Annotated in this window: 13 protein-coding genes; 4 read left to right on the plus strand and 9 right to left on the minus strand. The window is 40.7% G+C overall.

What is annotated here, in order from left to right; genetic code table 11:
- Positions 1-114 precede the first annotated feature (114 nt).
- Entirely contained in the window at positions 115-1047 is a 933-nt protein-coding gene (locus tag AC4MC0_RS11705; protein ID WP_274561262.1) for an IS5-like element ISAba12 family transposase, read from the plus strand.
- 187 nt (positions 1048-1234) lie between these two features.
- Here the strand turns inward: AC4MC0_RS11705 and AC4MC0_RS11710 are convergent, their stop codons facing one another.
- The 5 genes from AC4MC0_RS11710 to AC4MC0_RS11730 all read right to left on the minus strand — a co-directional run bounded on the left by AC4MC0_RS11710 (position 1235) and on the right by AC4MC0_RS11730 (position 7786).
- Positions 1235-1996, minus strand: a complete 762-nt coding sequence (locus AC4MC0_RS11710) for an energy transducer TonB (protein WP_491887081.1) — start codon at positions 1994-1996, stop codon at positions 1235-1237.
- The gene (tolR, locus tag AC4MC0_RS11715) at positions 1993-2439 is read right to left on the minus strand and encodes a protein TolR (protein ID WP_491887082.1); all 447 of its coding nucleotides are present in this window, start codon (positions 2437-2439) and stop codon (positions 1993-1995) included. The genes AC4MC0_RS11710 and tolR overlap by 4 nt, the downstream gene beginning before the upstream one ends.
- Before the next feature lie 12 nt (positions 2440-2451).
- Positions 2452-3150: a protein TolQ gene (gene tolQ / locus AC4MC0_RS11720; protein ID WP_491887083.1), complete on the minus strand. Its 699-nt coding sequence runs from the start codon at positions 3148-3150 to the stop codon at positions 2452-2454.
- 93 nt (positions 3151-3243) lie between these two features.
- Entirely contained in the window at positions 3244-5223 is a 1980-nt protein-coding gene (locus AC4MC0_RS11725; RefSeq protein WP_491887084.1) for a phytase, read from the minus strand.
- 76 nt (positions 5224-5299) lie between these two features.
- Positions 5300-7786 (minus strand): TonB-dependent receptor, encoded by a 2487-nt coding sequence (locus AC4MC0_RS11730; protein ID WP_491887085.1) that lies wholly within the window; start codon positions 7784-7786, stop codon positions 5300-5302.
- A 324-nt stretch (positions 7787-8110) separates the two neighbouring features.
- Here AC4MC0_RS11730 and AC4MC0_RS11735 point away from each other — a divergent pair, with 324 nt between their 5' ends.
- Positions 8111-9037 (plus strand): diguanylate cyclase domain-containing protein, encoded by a 927-nt coding sequence (locus tag AC4MC0_RS11735; protein ID WP_163141003.1) that lies wholly within the window; start codon positions 8111-8113, stop codon positions 9035-9037.
- Positions 9034-10035: a helix-turn-helix transcriptional regulator gene (locus AC4MC0_RS11740; protein WP_005399817.1), complete on the plus strand. Its 1002-nt coding sequence runs from the start codon at positions 9034-9036 to the stop codon at positions 10033-10035. The genes AC4MC0_RS11735 and AC4MC0_RS11740 overlap by 4 nt, the downstream gene beginning before the upstream one ends.
- 73 nt (positions 10036-10108) lie before the next feature.
- On the opposite strand, the gene AC4MC0_RS11745 is transcribed toward AC4MC0_RS11740, so the two are convergent.
- From AC4MC0_RS11745 to AC4MC0_RS11755, 3 genes are read right to left on the minus strand one after another with little or no spacing between them, the layout of a single operon-like run.
- Positions 10109-10795 carry a hypothetical protein gene (locus AC4MC0_RS11745; protein WP_491887086.1) on the minus strand — a complete coding sequence of 229 codons (687 nt, stop codon included), beginning with the start codon at positions 10793-10795 and terminating at the stop codon, positions 10109-10111.
- 35 nt (positions 10796-10830) lie between these two features.
- Complete coding sequence (locus AC4MC0_RS11750; RefSeq protein ID WP_491887087.1) at positions 10831-12342, minus strand: alkaline phosphatase; 1512 nt, start codon at positions 12340-12342, stop codon at positions 10831-10833.
- A gap of 14 nt (positions 12343-12356) precedes the next feature.
- A complete protein-coding gene (locus AC4MC0_RS11755) occupies positions 12357-13973 on the minus strand; it encodes an alkaline phosphatase (RefSeq protein WP_491887088.1) in 1617 nt (538 codons plus the stop codon).
- Positions 13974-14327: 354 nt separating this feature from the next.
- On the opposite strand from AC4MC0_RS11755, the gene AC4MC0_RS11760 reads away from it, so the two are divergent.
- The gene (locus tag AC4MC0_RS11760) at positions 14328-14981 is read left to right on the plus strand and encodes a YajG family lipoprotein (RefSeq protein WP_078389624.1); all 654 of its coding nucleotides are present in this window, start codon (positions 14328-14330) and stop codon (positions 14979-14981) included.
- A gap of 121 nt (positions 14982-15102) precedes the next feature.
- Here AC4MC0_RS11760 and AC4MC0_RS11765 read toward each other — a convergent pair whose 3' ends face one another.
- Positions 15103-17322 (minus strand): TonB-dependent receptor, encoded by a 2220-nt coding sequence (locus AC4MC0_RS11765; RefSeq protein ID WP_335997053.1) that lies wholly within the window; start codon positions 17320-17322, stop codon positions 15103-15105.
- Positions 17323-18084: the final 762 nt, after the last annotated feature.

The raw sequence follows: 18084 nt of genomic DNA on the forward strand, positions 1-18084 counted from the left end.
ATGGTAGGCTCCAGAATTATTGTGCTATATTGCTGTGTATTGTTTCAATCAGTTAAAAAGGGCTTTGTTGCACAAACCTATCTGTAAAGGGTTTTTCAGCGATATAATTTTCAAATGAAGAAGCCTACACACAAAATCTACCGCACAACCAATTGGCCCGCATATAACCGAGCACTCATGAGTCGCGGAAATATTGCCATTTGGTTTGATCCTGCTACGCAATGGTATGCGCCATCAAAAGGCAAACAAGGGCGAAATCAAACCTACTCCGACGCAGCCATCCAATGCTGCTTAATGATTAAATCCTTATTCCGTCTGTCTTTACGTATGGTCACTGGCTTTGTGCAAAGTCTGATTAAACTTTGCGGATTAAATTGGATAGCTCCAGATTACACCACGCTTTGTAGAAGACAAAAGCATATTGATATTGTAATCAGCTACCAAAAAAGTAGCGATGGGCTGCATCTACTCATGGACTCTACAGGCATGAAGTTTCTAGGTGAGGGCGAATGGAAACGCAAGAAACATGGACCTGAATATCGTCGCCAATGGCGTAAACTTCATATTGGTATAGATGCTAAAACCCTACAAATACGAGCAGTTCAGCTTACAACCAATAATGTCAGTGATTCACAGGTGCTTGGTGATTTACTTAATCAGATTCCACAAGATGAGCAGATTAACTCTGTTTATACCGATGGAGCTTATGACACCAAGCAATGCCGTCAGGTCATTGCAGATCGGCAAGGGCATGCGGTGATTCCACCTAGAAAAAATGCGAAACAATGGAAAGATACAAAGAGTAGCTCGCTAGAGCGAAATGAATTACTTCGAACAATTAAACGTTTAGGCAGGACACTATGGAAAAAATGGTCAGGCTATCATCGGCGAAGTTTGGTTGAAACTAAGATGCATTGCATCAAATTATTAGGAGATAAACTCAGTGCAAGGAGTTTTGATAGCCAAGTGAATGAAATCCATGCACGTGTAGCAGTCCTTAACAGATTTACGGAATTAGGTCGACCACTTACCCAAGTTACGCCTTAAATTTAGCTCAATTAGGGGCGCTTTGCATTTCAAATCTTTGTGCAACAAAGCCATTTTTTGCACGCAAGATTTTCTGCCTATACTTTAAAAAATAGTTTTGATTAAGCCTTCTTCATTTGAGAATTATTTTACTGAATTAAGCTCGCATGAAAATCTTTATTCAGCCAAGCCGTTCTATTAAATAAAATTAACTTTCAATCCGATATTGGAAAGTATTTTTAACATTCGACACACTGGTCGGTTTACCATCGACAAGACGAGGCTGATATTTAAAAGTGAGTGCAGCCTGTATCGAAGGTCGTACAAACATCGGATGACAATCGCCTTGTGCTTTAGGATTTTCTACCCGTCCTTTTTCATTTACGCTATACATCACTGTGCAATCCCCCTCAAGTTTACGATCCAAAGCTTGTTCAGGATAGGCTGGTGCTATTTTTGCAACAGGTTGATAATTTTTAACATCAAATGATTCAGGATGAGTTTGTGCTTTGGGTTCTACTGATTTCTGGGTCTTCGTCTGAGTTGGTATATCCGCCTTAGACTGCGTATCTACTGTTTTCTGAGATTCCTCTGTTGCCGTTTGCTTTTCCGTCACGACTTGCTGTGTCGGTTTAGCCGCTGTAGGTACAATTTTGTTGCTCTGCGACTCTACAAACTTCTTGGTGGTTTTCGGTTGGGCTTCAGCAGGTTTCTCAAGCTGTTTTTTGACAGGCTCATGTAGCGGCTTTTCTTCGACTATCGGTTCAGGCTTTTTAGGTTCTGGTTGCTGTTTGGCTGGAGGTGGTATTTGCACAAATTGTAATTGAATGGTTTTCGGCTTAGGTTCCACCAATGTTTCATGCATCTCAACCGTACATAACCATGCAATTAGCGCAATATGTAATCCAGTCGTGACCGAAAGCGCTAGACCTTGATCACGAAACCTAATTTTGGAAACGGTTGTCATCATGATTGTGGCTCCTCTGTCACTAGCCCCAAGTTCGTTACCCCACTTTTTTGCAAGGATGCTATGGCCTGTGCAACCAGTTGATAATCAGCATCCTGATCGGCACGTACATAAAACTGTAAGCTTTTATCTTTTTGAATAATCGGAACCAGTTTTTGTTGCATAGTGGCTAAATCAATGGCCTGATCCGTAACTTTCTCGGTATTCACTTCTGATCCAATATTCCAGTAATACTGGCCATTGGCTTGAATAGATAAGGTTACAATACGCTGCTGTTGTGATGCGGGCATGACATTGGCATCCACTTCAGGCAAATCAATTTGAATGCCTTGCGTCAACATTGGTGCAGTCACCATAAAAATCACCAATAACACCAACATGACATCAATATAAGGAACCACATTCATTTCAGCATTGAGTTTTAATTTTTGAGGACGCTTAATCATGGTTCTTGCTCCTTAACGCGAAGTGCGCTCAGTGTGCCCCAACAAACGATAAATACGCGTTTGCAACTCATTGGCAAAACCGTAATAACGACTGGAAAGCTTGTCAGCACGTGCCGAAAAGCGGTTATACGCGACTACCGCAGGAATAGCAGCAAATAAACCAATGGCTGTTGCAATCAGCGCTTCTGCAATCCCTGGTGCAACTGTATTTAGGGTTGCCTGTTCAACGGCAGACAGTCCAATAAACGCATTCATAATGCCCCAGACCGTTCCAAATAAGCCTATATAAGGGCTGACTGAACCGACTGTTGCAAGAAAGGTGAGATTTTGCTGAAGCTTTTCTTCTTCTTCACTGATGCTGCTGAGTAAACGACGTTCTACCCCATCAATCACATCCGCCGTCGTGAGTTGCTCATCTTTGATCAATTGATGGTATTCATCCACCCCATGTTGAAAAATGCTGACAACTCCTTTTTGTTGTTCAGGCTGTTGGTAGTCTTGCTGTAAAAGATTGAGATCTTTTTGCTGTCTAAAATTCTTTAAAAAGCGGTTCCAAAGCTGCTCTTGTCCACGAAGTAACATACCGTGACGCACGATTAAATACCAACTTACTACTGAGGATAAAACCAAAATCAACATCACTACTTTTACCAACACACTGGCATGGCTAATCAACATCCAAACTGACATTTGATCCATCGTTGCTTGCATAACGCACTCCAATTTTTTTACTGCATGGTGCAGTACATATATATTTTTAAAATGGGCTGTGATTCTTTAGCAGCTCATGTACTCAAGCGCTATTTAGTCCAAATGCAGGGCTTGAGCGATTTTTTCCCACGGCACATATTTAAAGTTCTGATTGGTTTCAGGCATACGTTTACGTCCATCTTGCACCACCAGCATGCCTTGCTTCCATTTGCCACCAAAATTTAGGGAGCTCACATCTAGTCCATCTGTTTCAGACACAGCGTCAATGCCTTTGTCGATATTGATGCCTACACGAAATGCGCCACGAACCGTATAAGGTGCTGCGGCATCAAGCACCACAAAGCTGTCATTGCCTTGGCTTGAAACTACCAAATAACTTTGCTTTTTACCGTGATAAAGTCCCATTCCCTCAATGTCATCATGCATCACCTCTCCTACACCTATCACCTGCTGCATAGGGAGCTGAGTTTTTGGGTTGAGATCTTTTACCCACACCGCGACATCTTCTTCACCCAAGAAAATACGTCCTGTGGCATCGTCTACGACACAGCCTTCAGGTTGAGTTTTCACTGAAAAACGTTGTACTTCTTCAGCCCGTAATTTTTGCTGTGCAGCCGTGATGTGGTATTGAACAAAAGTCCCATTTTTATCGTTGGGAATGGCATAAATTTCCCCTTGAGCGTCGCGGTACATACAAATGCCATAAATATCATCCAATGTAGTTGCTAGCTCGCCAAGCACAGAAACCTTGCCCGTTTTGGGTTGAATCGCAAAGAGATGCAGGCTGTTATGATCTCGGTTCGATGCCACAGCCAAATCGACCGTTTGATTGCCCCATTTAAAACCGTGGCGTACATCAACATTATTCAATCGCCCTACTGGCAAATACTGCACGGTTTTGCCCTGTAAATCGTTAACCTGTAAACCACCTTGTTTATCTGTCGCTAAAATACGGGACTGACTCGGCTGTGCAGCGTTATGCCAAATCGCAGGATCATCAGCCGCGTCACCTGTACTTGGCACACCCTCCGTCTGCACTTCTGCTGGAATAGTGATGATATTTTGGGCTTTGATCTGGGGGTGAGTTTCCCATTCCACATCTGTCACTTTCACGGTTTTATCATCTAAAATCAGCAAGGATTTATCAGTTAAATTACCTTGAACACTCAAAGTCTCTGCTTCTTTCACCGTGTCTAGTTGTAAAGGCGGCTGTGCTTTCCATTGCTTATCTTGCTTTTGATAACGATAAAGCAAAGGTTTTTCTGCATCGAGTACGGCGACATGATCATCTACAATCGCAATTGCAGAGGGTGAACCTTGCATCGAACCAAAGGGTTGCACGAGATCCACCGCCTGACGCACCATGTCAGCTTCAGAATGAGCTGGATATGCCCAAACCCCAACATTCGCTTCATTAATAAACAACTCTGCTGTGGCATCATTCACTTTGCATACACTACTAGCAGGTGGAAAACTGAGACGGCGTAACAACTGTGGTTGAACCAAAGCCTTCTCATGCTGAGCCACCAACCATTGTTCACCAAGCCCCTCTTCGCCTACTAAAAAAGCAAAACTCAGCCCTTGAGCATCGGTATATAAGCAAACATCTTCAGACTTAAATGAACGCTTTGGAATAAAGCTGGGTTTGTCCCATGCTTTATTTTTTAAGTTCATGCTCATCAGTTGAATTTGCTGTTGTTGCAAATTTGACGCAGCAATCAATAAACGCTCCGAACCAATCCGATAATCAAAACGCCCAAACTGACCTTGAATTTGATGTAGTACATTTTGTTGATCATCTAATATTTGTAGCCCTTTATTTTTACTGCTCAACAGTGCGGCGACTTCAGGCCATGCACTCAAGCTTAACCATTGCACATCCTCAGTTTTTGCCCCATTCATGTCGACTTCACGTAATTGCAACTTCGCTGCCATGGGCTGATCTATTGGTATTTCAACTGGGCTTAACGACTGGCTATTTTGCGGAGCTTGGGGCACGCTATGCTGACTGCATGCGCTCAATAACAGCAAGCAACTGCTTAAAGCAGACAATTTAAAAGATGAAAATTTCATAGAGACACTCAAAATTGGGCAAGGAACCTCAGGTCTGCTTCTGCTGAGCAAACCTGAGAACTAAATTTAATTCGACTTAAAAGTGGGTGTAGGTCAGTGCAAGTTTGTATGCTGGGCCATACTCTTCATATTGAGCGTTATAAGCCTTAGAACCTGCATAGTTGTAATAAGTTTCATCGGTGATGTTTTGCACATCAAACTTGAGCTGTAAGTTTTTAGATAAGTTCACATGACTACTAAAATCAAGAAAGATTTGGTCATCGGTATAAATATCTTTCTCAGGCGTATCAATGTCACCAAGTTCATACAGATAACTCGATTTATAATTTGCTGAAAGTCGTACACCAAAACGCTCATTTTCCCAACCAATCATGGCATTACCGACCACATCCGACTGGTTTGGTAAATGAATACGACGGCTCAGAAGTTCGCCATCTTTCATCGAATCAATATCCGCCTCTGACTTACTAAAGGTGGTATTTAAACCCAACAAGAACCCGTTCCATGGTGCTCCTAGATGGTCAAACTTTTGTGAGTAGGCAAACTCCATCCCGTACAGTTTTGCTTCATTACCATTTTTATAGGTAATAGCTTCATCAAAGTCAGCCCATTGCCCTGTTCCTGCAATATTGGTGTTATAAATAAAGTTATCGATATCTTTATAAAATGCGTAGAAGCCCACCATACTGGCTTTGCCAAAATATTTTTCTACCCCCAAATCAAAGTTAGAAGATTCTAAAGGCTTTAACATTGGGTTACCAAACTCAGCTTCATCGCCATCGATATAAACACTTGGTGCACTTTGCGCAAAGTTTGGACGTACCACACTATTGGTCCAAGCGGCACGGAGGTAAGCGTTATCGGCCAATTGATAACGTAAATGTAGGCTTGGCAACCAATGATCATAGTCATTTTCATGTTTAGTCGCAGTGATCACATCATCGTTGAACTCAAAACCACGTGCTTCAAAGTTGGTATTTTCATAACGTAAGCCTGCAATCACACGCAGTTGATCCAAATCAACGGTATTCATGACATAAGCCGCTTGTATGTCTTCATTCGACTTAAAGTCATTAATGATTGAACCGTCAGCAACCACATAATCATTTGGATTTAATCCACTGATTTTATCTTTAATAGCATTTTTATTAATGGTTGGACCAAACTGACCCAGTTCATAATGGCTGTTTGAATTGAAATCTGAACTTGACGTACTGAGATCTTCATATTTCCATTCATCGGTATTGTTGGTTTTTTCACGTTGACTGATTTTTCCGCCGAACTTCAATGCAGCAGCATAATTCCCCAGCATATAGTCTTTCAAAAAGTCTAATTTACCGTTGTATTCTTTATCGGTGGTTTTAGATTTTTCCCACGACACCGAATCTAACTCATAGTTGGCCGCATTATAAAAATCTTGGTCTGCCGTAATTACAGGTTTTTGCGTACTATTAAATCCAACATTACTAAAATCACCTTGGTATTTTGCCCCCGAAATTCCCCCTGGATTTTCCTCCGATGCTTCGCTATAACCGAGCTGACCTTCCACCGTCCACGTGCCAAAACCTTGCTTACCACCGAGGACAAAAGACTGTATTTCTTGTGTTTCTTCACGGCTCTTCAGTGAACGAGTCACTTCTGCATCACCACGCTGGCCTGCAAATTGCGGATCAGAAAATTCAGCCGCCACTTCCTGACGTGACTCAGTGTCTTTAAAGCGACTATATAAAGTTCTTAAATAGTATTCGCCTGTGTCATTCGGACGGTAGTCAAAGTTTAAACCCGCACCAATGCGCTCACGCTCGATGTCATATTGACGCATTGCGGTTTCTTCAAGTGCGTCACCATCCCAAGCCCCACCCGTTTCAACATTGTCCGAGCCAAATTTTCGGTTTTGATAACTCAGTGCCAGTGCCACCCCAAGGTTGTCTTGCCCCTCACCAACACTGAAACGATTACTGATAGCACCAGATGCTTTAGGGCTATATTTTTCCCGTTTTTCATCATAACCACCTTCAACCGTTCCCGTATAAAACAAACCGTCATGGTCAAAAGCCGATAAACTTTCAACCTGCACCGTACCACCTAATGAGTTGGCATCCATGTCTGGTGTCAGCGTTTTCACCACAGCCAATGACTGTACTAGCTCTGAAGGTAAGACATCCAATGCTACGCCACGGCGATCGCTTTCAGGCGCGGGAACCAAAGTACCATTGATGGTTACTGCATTTAAGTCAGCGCCTAAACCACGAACGGAAACAAAACGTCCTTCGCCTTGGTCACGCTCTGTAGATACACCCGGTATCCGTTGCAAAGCTTCTGCGGCATTGTCATCGGGTAATTGTCCGATGCCATCGGCATGTACCACACTGCTGATTTGGTCGGCACGTTTTTGTTCTTTGAGTGCTTTATCCATACTTGCAGCTTGACCAATGACCTGTACATATTCCACCGTGTTATCTTCGGCATGTAGATGCATCATGCTCAGCATTGACAGGACCAGTGTGCTAAGCTGAAAACCCGCACGCTTATGTTTCATGAAACGGCTCTGATTATTTTGCATTATGTTCTTCCCCTCAAGCCAAAGTGGCATGGTTTGAACGCACAATAGAAATTGAATGTGAACATGATGTGACAGTCTTTTTTTCTGCCTGTCCTTTTTATTTGTTTTTGGCCATTTTCAGCAAAAAGTGAGCTAATTTGATCTGTATAGAGAAAATACTGAGCATACAGAATGATGCATATTCACCTCAAAGATAGGGTTTTTCAGCATTTTTATTCTCAAAAATCAAAAATACCCTGATCTATTTTGACCCTAGCCATTGCCATCAAACTGTCATCTAAATCTGTTTAGCTTGGGCGAAAATAAATCATTTCAAAAAATGCTATGCCTAAATACTTTGCTTACTACCGCTGGCCTTTATTATGTGTAGCGACTGCCTGTAGCTTATCCCTTTGGTTGTTTATCTTACTTGGGCAGAGCAAGTCATTTGCTGAATGGAACTGGGTCGATATTTTAGGTGAAGGGGGAGCAACTGTTTTTATTGGTATTTGGATTTTCTTTATTATTAAAAGCCGTCCTTTGGGCCGTGTAACCAACTATATCTTTTATGGACTGTGTTTTATTTTTTTCCACATGTGGATGGACAGCTTAGATGAGTTTATTCGCCTGCCTAAAGAAATCATGTGGGATGCATGGCTTGAGTCCATTCCTTTTCCAATTGGACTGTATCTATTTACCATCGGGATTTATTTTTGGCATCAAGAAGAACAGGCAATTTCTAAACACATGCAAAAACGAGAACGTATTTATCGGGATCATCGCTTATTCGATGCACTCACCCCTTTGGCCGATGCTCATTATTTTAAAACACAGCTCAAAGCCGCAATCGAGCAAAACTTGCATGAACCCAGCGACATGTCCGTCATACTGCTAGATATGCATAATTTTAATCAGATTAATCAAACACATGGCTTTGATGAAGGCACATCTATTTTACAGCATGTTTCACAATTGATTAGCTTAAACTTACGACCACAAGACCTGCTCTGCCGCTTCGCAGGAGATCGTTTTATTATGTTGTTACCAGAGACTAAGCTACAACAGGCTGAAAAAATGGCTGCTCAACTTGAACGCATGCTTATGGTCAGTGCTTATTATCAACGTGATCTGTCCGTGCACATTCCTCTAAAAGCACTCACGACCTGCTGCGCTGTCGGACAATACCAAACTGCCCAACAACTCTTGAGTGCCTTAAATCAGCAATTGCTCCAAGTGAAGCAGTACTACTCACCGAAGCGAGTCATGGTATGAGCTTTGAATGCGACTACAGCTACATTCCTGCGCATCATCAATTGTCTATTTTAATTGATTTGGCAGCGAGTCATGAAGTCGAACATCACGTCCTGCTCAGTGGCAGCAGTATTTTCTTAGAAGATATCTTTTCGGGGCAAAAACTAATTAGTCAACAACAGTTACAACAGGTTTTAAAAAATGCTGAACAGTGTTTTCGCAATCAGGACATCAGTTTTTTATTTGGTCAACGCAGCCTAACCACCCCCTTTAATGACGCCATTAAATCTATGCTTTATGCATCGACCTTCGATGAGGCACTTAGCCGTTATTTAACATTTTCCGCGTCCGTTTCACCATGGTTATGCCCTCGACTCATGTACAGTCAAAGCCATATTCATATTTATTGGTTAGATGAAAACAAGCTTGAAAATCGCTTTTTAATCGAAAGCGCAATGAGTGCAGTACAAGCGTTTAGCCGTCAACTGTACCAAGCCAAGTTAGCGTGGAAATTCGAGTTTAATTTTTCTGAACCTGACTATATTGAACAATATTGGACACATTTAGGCAGTGCTTTAGAGTTTAATCGCCCGATCAACATGATGAGCCTACCTCGCGATTTGATTTATGAAAAACTTCCCAATGCCTCTTCGACCTTAGCTTCAATCAGTTATCAATATGCGCTGAAAGAAATGACAGCTCAAAATATTCAACAGAGTTTTTTGCTCAGTTTGCACCAATATTTAATGCAGAATATTCAAAATAATATTCAACTTGAACAAACCGCTGACTATTTTCAAATGAGTTCTGCCACCTTAAAACGTAAACTGAAAAAGCATCAGACCCATTTTCAGGCGCAACTCGATCAAAGTCGTTTGCATACTGCCATCATTTTATATCGTGTACATGGTTTTAAAACTGAACAGATTTCTCAGTATTTACAAATTAACGATGCCACTAATTTTCGACGTGCGTTTAAGCGGTGGAGTGGTTTAACCGTACAAGCGGCACAGTCCTAAGCGCTTATTTTTCCCAAAAAAATCACGGGTATTTCTATTGTAACGTCGAAATTAAAAGTCAAAAACTCATCGGCTAATCACTAAAGTCTGCATAGTCACGTTCGCTGTATTTTTCTGTTTGTGTCCAAGGTGTAGCAACATGTTGGCCAATTTTGCGCACGGTAAAGGTTTTGGCATAGCCTGAGGTCGGTTTGAGCAATTCATATTTTTGAACCAGTTGATCCTGTTCACTCCATATAATATTCAACGTTTGCCCAGCACTGCGTATTTGATAATGCGCTAACTTCGGATCACGTTGAATCAATTGTGCTCGCTTTAAAATGTCAGGATGAATCAAACTATATTCACAGCGCCAACAGTTTTTCATCCCTAGCATTTCTTGATCGACATCCTGCAATTGCACCCGCATTTTTTCATCTGGCAAAATATAAAAACGCTGAAACGGACTTTCTACGTTTGCTTGCCCGACTACATCTTTGCGCTGCATCCACTGAATTGCACTGTCAAAACTCGCATGCTGATGGGTATCTTTGGCAGACACATGAGCGTTGTTATGTGTATGGGCTTCGTCAGCATGCGTTTGTGTGTTTAAACGTTCAATCCAAATATTTTGCGCATCTCGAATTATTTTCTCACTGTATTTTTGAATGGTCGTGACCCCATTGGCATCCAACCGTTCAATCTGATAATCAATACGATATTCATCGGCCGACCATACCCATGGACTGAGCAAACTGAAAGACAATGCTAAGAACTTCATTTTGAATTTGAACGGCCGTATTAATCTTGTATCCATTAGAATCCAAACGCCTTTTTCAATTGCTCAAATACCCATGTATTTTCTTGTGTGCCTTTGAAGAAATTTGAATTCTTTCCTTCAGCAAACAGCATCACATCTCCGCCGCCATGTGTTTCGCTTTTCGTCAGTTGTACCCCGACTTCTTGTTTATAGTCGTCAGCAAAGGCTTGCTCGTTGCTAATACTGTCACGAATATCTAAACGTTTACCCGTACCATTTCCAAAAACAAGCGTCGTTCCTGTTGCCCCATTTACATCGCGGTATGGATTATGTACTTGGCCATCAGCCAGCACTTTGCTGTAAGCATTTTGCTCTTTTGCAATATTATAATCATAGCTCAGCCCCAAAATACCTGGATTAGTTTCCGTCGTTTGACCCGTTCGTGCGGCATAACCATTAAAGGTCATCACATGGTCATGGTCTGCCGTCACTACAATCAAGGTATTGCTCAAATCCACTTTATCCAGTGCAGTTTGAATTGCATCATTAAATGCCTTGGTTTCCTGCAATGCCCGTTTGGCATTATTGGCATGTAGCGCATGGTCAATACGCCCACCCTCAACCATCAAGAAATAGCCTTGTCCATGACTCTGTGCTTGCAGTGCATCAATCGCTTTACTGGTCATCGCCGCCAGACTCGGTTCAGTCTCTATATTCTTCTTGAGTCGGTCCAAATCAAAATTTAAATGCGACTGTGTGGAGAATACGCCGAAAATTTTCTGAGTATTGACCGTCAGCGCCAAATCACTTTGGCTTACAACGGTTTGATAACCCTGCTGTTTAAACTCTGCCAATAAATCACGACCATCCAAGCGCCCTTTGGAGTTAGAGACTGCATCATAAGGCGTCCAATGATTTAAGCCGCCTCCCATAAGGACATTAATGCCATCCAATAAGTTTGGATTATAAGCTTTACCTTTTGGAACAGCTTGAAGCGCGATATCGTATTGCGCATCACGGTGACAGATATGTGCATAGGTTGCCGCAGGTGTGGCATGGGTGAGTTCGGTCGTCGTCACTACGCCAACCGCTTTACCCTGCTTTTTTGCCAGTTCTAAAATACTTAACGCAGGCATCCCTGCGACCATACTACTGCCCTGTTCTGGACAACGGTTGATGGCTTTCGCTAAGCTTTTGCCATTCGGCAATTTTCCTTCTTCAGGTTCGACCGCAACCGTTCCTGTTGTCATGGCAATCACTTCATTTTTATTTTTCTGCCCAGTCATATAGGCGCCCATAGAGGGAGCGCTATCTGTGGTTTGACCATCCTCAGAATAGGTTTTAATCCGTGCTGCGTGCTTCATGCGGTCCATGGCCAGTTTGCCATTTTCCCCCACAGCATAAATACGACTTGCCGTCACTGTGGTTGGCCCCATCCCATCGCCTAAAAAGAATATAACGCTTTTCGTTGGTGTAACTGTGGTGTCCGCAGCATACAAAGCACTTGAAGAAATCGACGCTGTAAGCAGAAGCATCATGTATGGGAGGGTTTTTAAAGTATGTTTCATGTGATATCCCTCTGCTATAAGCCTGTGATCTTACGAATGAGGTAATTGACCTCAATATTTTCAAGGCTACCCGAGAACTGATCTGCCCCCTGACCAATCGCACCTAAAAACACATCTGCACCACCATGCGTTTCTTTATCTTTATAGCCCGTTTGAATCACAGCTTCTTGTTGGAAATCATCCGCAGCAGTGCCTGTACACCAACCCGTTTCAGCCAAAGGATAAGTGAAGCTATATTTTTCGCGTTGTGGCGCCTTTGGCCCTTGTACTGGATGACAGACATCAGTGTCTTTTAAGTTCAGTACCAAGTCATCCATACGGTTTTGAGTAGGGCGTTTTTTGCCAGTACCAAAACCGATAATCGGATAAGGTTGCCCATGAATATCTTGAGCAAAGCCCGCTTGGTCATAATTTTTCACCAGACCGAGTACACTGGTTTCCTTACCTTCGATATATTTTCCTGTGCGCTTGGCATAACCATTTAAAACCAAGGTGTGATCATGGTCGGCTGTGATTACAATCAGTGTATTTTTAAGTTCAGGATCACTTTGTTTAAGCTTTTGAATGGTTGCTTCTAAAGCATCATTTAAGGCAATCGTGTCTTGTAAAGCACGTTTGGCATTGGTGTCATGTAGTGCATGATCTATACGCCCGCCCTCCACCATCAGGAAAAAACCCTTTTTATTTTGTGTCAAAATGTCTAAAGCAGACAGCGTCATTTGCTTGAGACTCGGCTCCGCCAAATTTTTCTTGGTGCGATCCAAGTCGTAATTTAAATGGCTGTGATTAAATAAACCCAATAATTTTTCATTTTTCGCCAGCTGCACTTGGGAGAGTTGGTTTTCATCAAAAACCACGCGGTAGCCTGCCTTTTGCATCTCGGTAATTAGATTGCGCCCATCAGTACGCTCTCCGTCTGCATCTTTAGGCAAAAATTGACGCTTGCCGCCGCCTAAAACCACATCCACTCCATCTTTGAGTTTTTGGTTATATCTTTGATAAGCATCCCCTTTTGAACTCGGCACCAGCTGTGATGCAATATCATTTTCAGCATCACGGTGGCAAATATGCGCATAAGTCGATGCTGGTGTGGCATGCGTGATTCGCGTCGTGGTCACAACCCCTGTCCCCCAACCCTTTGCTTTGGCTAATTCGAGTAAAGTCTGTGTGTTTTGCTTATTTTTGTTTTGTGGGTTAGTCCCGCACTGGTTATTCCCTACTGAATCAGGTTCAACTGCAATTGTCCCTGTCTGCATCGAGATCACCTCATTTTTCATCTTCACACCGGTCATGTACGCACCCATCGAAGGTGCACTGTCAGTGACTTGCGCATCTTCAGAAAAGGTACGAACAAAGGCAGACTCAGGTAACCGATCAATTGCTAACTGACCATCTTCACCGACAGCATAAATGCGGGAAGCGGTAAGTGTAGTCATGCCCATTCCATCACCCAAGAAAAACACTACACGTTTCGGTTGTTGGACTTTTTGTTGTTTGAGTAGTTGTACTGCATGAGTTGGTTGAGCTTGCATTAAATCACTACTTTGACAAGCGGAGAGAAATAAAGCATTCAAACTTATATATGCCACACTGATTGTTTTTAATTGGAATTTTTCAAGAAAACCGAGCATTGCATCAACCCATCTAAAGATGGCTGAAACATACACTTCGGATATTTAAATCCGATGACATTTAAGCATCAATATAAATTTACTCACTTTCGAAACGCTTTTTCATTTTTTACAATTATCAATATTAACCATCAAATTTGTAACGCAATCTAACGTCTTTATTCTCATTTGACAATGGTTATTATTTACTTTTTGGTAAAATTCAATCAAAATCCCCCAGCCTTCTACAAACCAATCTTTTGAATTACTGCTAAAAATGAAATAGTTAAGCTTTTTTATAACGTATCTTATTAACTTTATGCACTTTTTTACAATAACCACCAATCTCGGGGATCTTAAATGAAACGCTCTTCCATGTTACTTGCTATGGGGCTCTTAATAACCACTCTTTCAGGCTGTGCGACATCACGCGGATTGATTCAAGTTCCAACGCCTAATACTTCCGCATCCTCTCAAGAAGTGCCGAGTTCTAAGAAAGCAATTATCGCGCTGGTCGAAGATAATAGAACATTCCAAGACAAACCAACCACACCTGATATTCCGTCTTTAAAGGATGGTTTAGCCAAAGCAACTACTGAAGAAAAAGCAAAAGCTGTTGCGCGTAAAAGAAATGGCTACGGAAAAGCGTTAGGCGATATTCTTTTAGAAAAAGAGACCGTGTCTGAGTTATTACAAAAACGCACAACTCATGCACTTAAACAATCAGGTTATGAAGTCATTACAGACAATGAAACCAATCGAGCAAATGCCGATCTAATCCTCACCATTAAAATTAATAAATTTTGGTCATGGTTCCAGCCTGGATTTGCGTCAATCAAAATTCACTCAGAAATAGATACAAATGTCGTGAATGCGAAAGACTTGAATACAGCCCCTCTCCACATTTATAGCAAGGTGACAAAATCAGCTCAAATTGCCAATGGTACGAAATGGGTAGAAAACATTGATGGGGTACTTGATGATTATGAGTCTAAATTAATTTCTGCATTGCCAAAAGCAAATCCATAAATAGCTATAAAGTAAAAAAAGCCCTATGTAGAGGGCCTTAAAAGCTAACGAATGTTATACGTTAAAACTTGGGCCATTCTTTAATGACCCATGTTTTTTTAACCACAAATAAAGATAAGTACTACCACTTATGACTATAAGAAACTTTTAACGTTGCTCCATTCGCTACTAAGTGACTTGTGTTGTCACCAGATCTTAGCAATTGGCTATAAAGTGGGTAATATTTTCGGTTAAACATATTTTCTAAACCAATAGTTACAATATCTTTTTTGTTAAGCGCAAAACTACTGATTAAGTCGGCCGTTGTATAAGATTTCACATCATAACGACCAAAACCGTTTACGCCATTCAACCTGTAGTCCTTCGCACCAAAGTAAGTTGCCTGTAGTCTATTCGTCCAAGTATCAGTTGGACTATAAGAGATGTAACCAGTCAATTTTAATGGTGGGATTCTGAAGCCCGTCATATCTTGTTCTTTATTCGTGTTTTGTGGAGTTTCACGACCTTTCATCCACGTTACACTCCCCCCAGTCCCCCAAACATTAACATCATCAATGTAGTCAATAGTTGCTTCAACACCAGAAACTTTCTCTTTTGTTCTAGCAAGAACCAATCCATTGTTAAAAGATTGGACACCTCCAAGGTCAGAGGTTGAATGGAATACGGCAAAACTAGATGAGATATTTTTAAAATCACCCTTCCAACCAAGCTCATAATTATCAACTTTTACAGGTTCTAAAAATGATGAAGCAAGGTTAAAACCGACTCCAGCATTACGTATAACTAAACCAACATCAGGAAGTTGAAAGCCTTGATTAAAAGAGCCGTATATCGAGTGTTGATCAGTTGGAGAGAAAGTAAGATTTGCATTATATAACCATGCATCAGCTTTAACTTTACCCCCTTGGACTGTATAAGGGTTTGGTTTACCTAACTGAGATAATGGGATGAAACTATCGATTTCAGCGTAACTATCTTCATAACGAGTTCCAATCTCAGCAGCCCATTGGTCATTAAATTGATGCTTAAATTGAACAAATCCGCCAAGACTTTGAGTTGTGAGCTCAGGCAAATAAATAAGATTCCCAATTTTAACAAACTCTAGACCACCAGACTGATCATAAATTTGAGGGTCAAAAATATCCAAGGGCATCTCGCTCTTTTCACGACTAAAGTCACCGCCCCAAACTACAGTTGTATCACCCAAGAATTCAAGTGGAGTCGAGACTGTTAAGCGACTACCTAGGACATTATTTTCTTGGTAAATTTGATCGACTTGTTTTCCACGATTTGCATTACCACGCGCATCAAATGGTGAGAAGCGAGTAAAGAAGTCTCGATAGTAAAGTTGTGCATCAACTTTATTTCCTAATAAATCTTTATTGATATAGGTCAAATTATAGATTTGATTTTCATTTTTATTTTGATCTTTTAATTTTAAACCTTTAATTGCTTGAGCAGGTACACTACCAAGAGGATATTTTTTTGTGCTCGTATCAGCTGCATAATCAGAATCTTGTTCTGCATTATAGTAATTCGCCGCAAGCTGTAGGTATTGATTGTCATCAATATGATAGCCAATTTTACCCCCTATGCTATAGGCATCAGCATCATAAAGATCACCTTGACTGGGTTCTGGAGCAACTCTATCACCACTGGCATCATATGGACTACCAATACGTTGATAGCCAAAGTCCAATGCATAGTCAAAATTATCCAAGCTTCCCGTAAAATATTGGTGAATATCCCCACTTAATGCATCTGTACGGAAATTAGTTAAAGGGCTTTGTAAGCCAATAACAGTTTTAGCTGTAGGTTCTCCACCAGCAGCTTTAGTTGTTATAGATATAATCCCGCCTGCTGCACCACTACCATAAATGGCGTTGCTTCCTCGAATAACTTCAATATTTTGAATACTTTCCGGATCAATAGAAGAAAGACCTCTAGAAGTATCACGCGTTAAATTCATCGGAACACCATCAACTAAGATAAGTGCATTTCGCCCACGTAATGTTTGTCCATAATCTGTAATTGTACGACTTGAATCAGATAAGCCAGGCACAGCTTTTGCTAAAACAGTTGCAATATTCCCTGAAGAACCATTTTTTAAAAGTTCAATTTGTTTTTCATCTAACTTTGTCACTTGTTTTGATTTTTCTTGGACTTCATCAGCACGTGAGGCAGTGAATGTCATTGTTTCTAACTGTTGTACAGTATTTTCTGATGGAGAAACCTTTTCTGAGTTTTCTGCAAAACTCGAATTAGAAATGAAAATTACACCTGTTGTTGCTAATATTGGGAAAAGTTTTTTAGACATAGATATTGAAGAGGGCTTTTTCATAATTTGCAAATAGTAATAAGAATTTTTATCAAAATAATTCTTGTTTACTTTCCAGTCAATTTTTTTATCAAATAACTTTAAATTATTTATTGTAAATAAATAATTTAAAGAAAAAACTATTCAGCTGTTTTGATACGTAATTTTCTAATATCGAAGTAACTACCCTGATGTACTTTCTGCAATTTCAAATATCGAAAACTGTTGATAAAAAGCAGATGCTTCTGCCTAAATTAAATGCCAACGAATAAGCTCTACATCTCAAAAATCGGTTTATTTCGCCTTTTTTATTAAATTTTACAAGTAAATTTAGTAGGCAAATGGTAGGCTGAAAACATTAAAAAGTAGGCATATGGTAGGCAAATTATTTATACTTCTGAGCAATGTGGTATTTTTTCATAGATTTTATTGTTTAAATACAAATATTTATTTTAATTTTATATATATTTAAGCTCTGTTTAATATTGTCTCCGATCGCCAAAAACAAGATTTCACTCAGAACTCATCGGGTTCAGGGTAACGACACATGCAGCGGCATCTTCGGAGTACTTTATTTACTTAAAATAATAATTACATACATCGCTAATATTCTTTAATTTTTATTTTTCAAGTTTATCGCTTTCATCTTGTCTCCGAGCTACAGAACAAAATGATTATTGAATATCTCTTTAAATAACGCTTTTATTGGACTATTAAATCTTAATCGAACCATTTTTCCACTTCATTTGTCCATAAAACAAAGCTAACCAACCCTCAACTTTTAAG

This window comes from Acinetobacter sp. CAU_H_S139_7, from assembly GCF_058599305.1.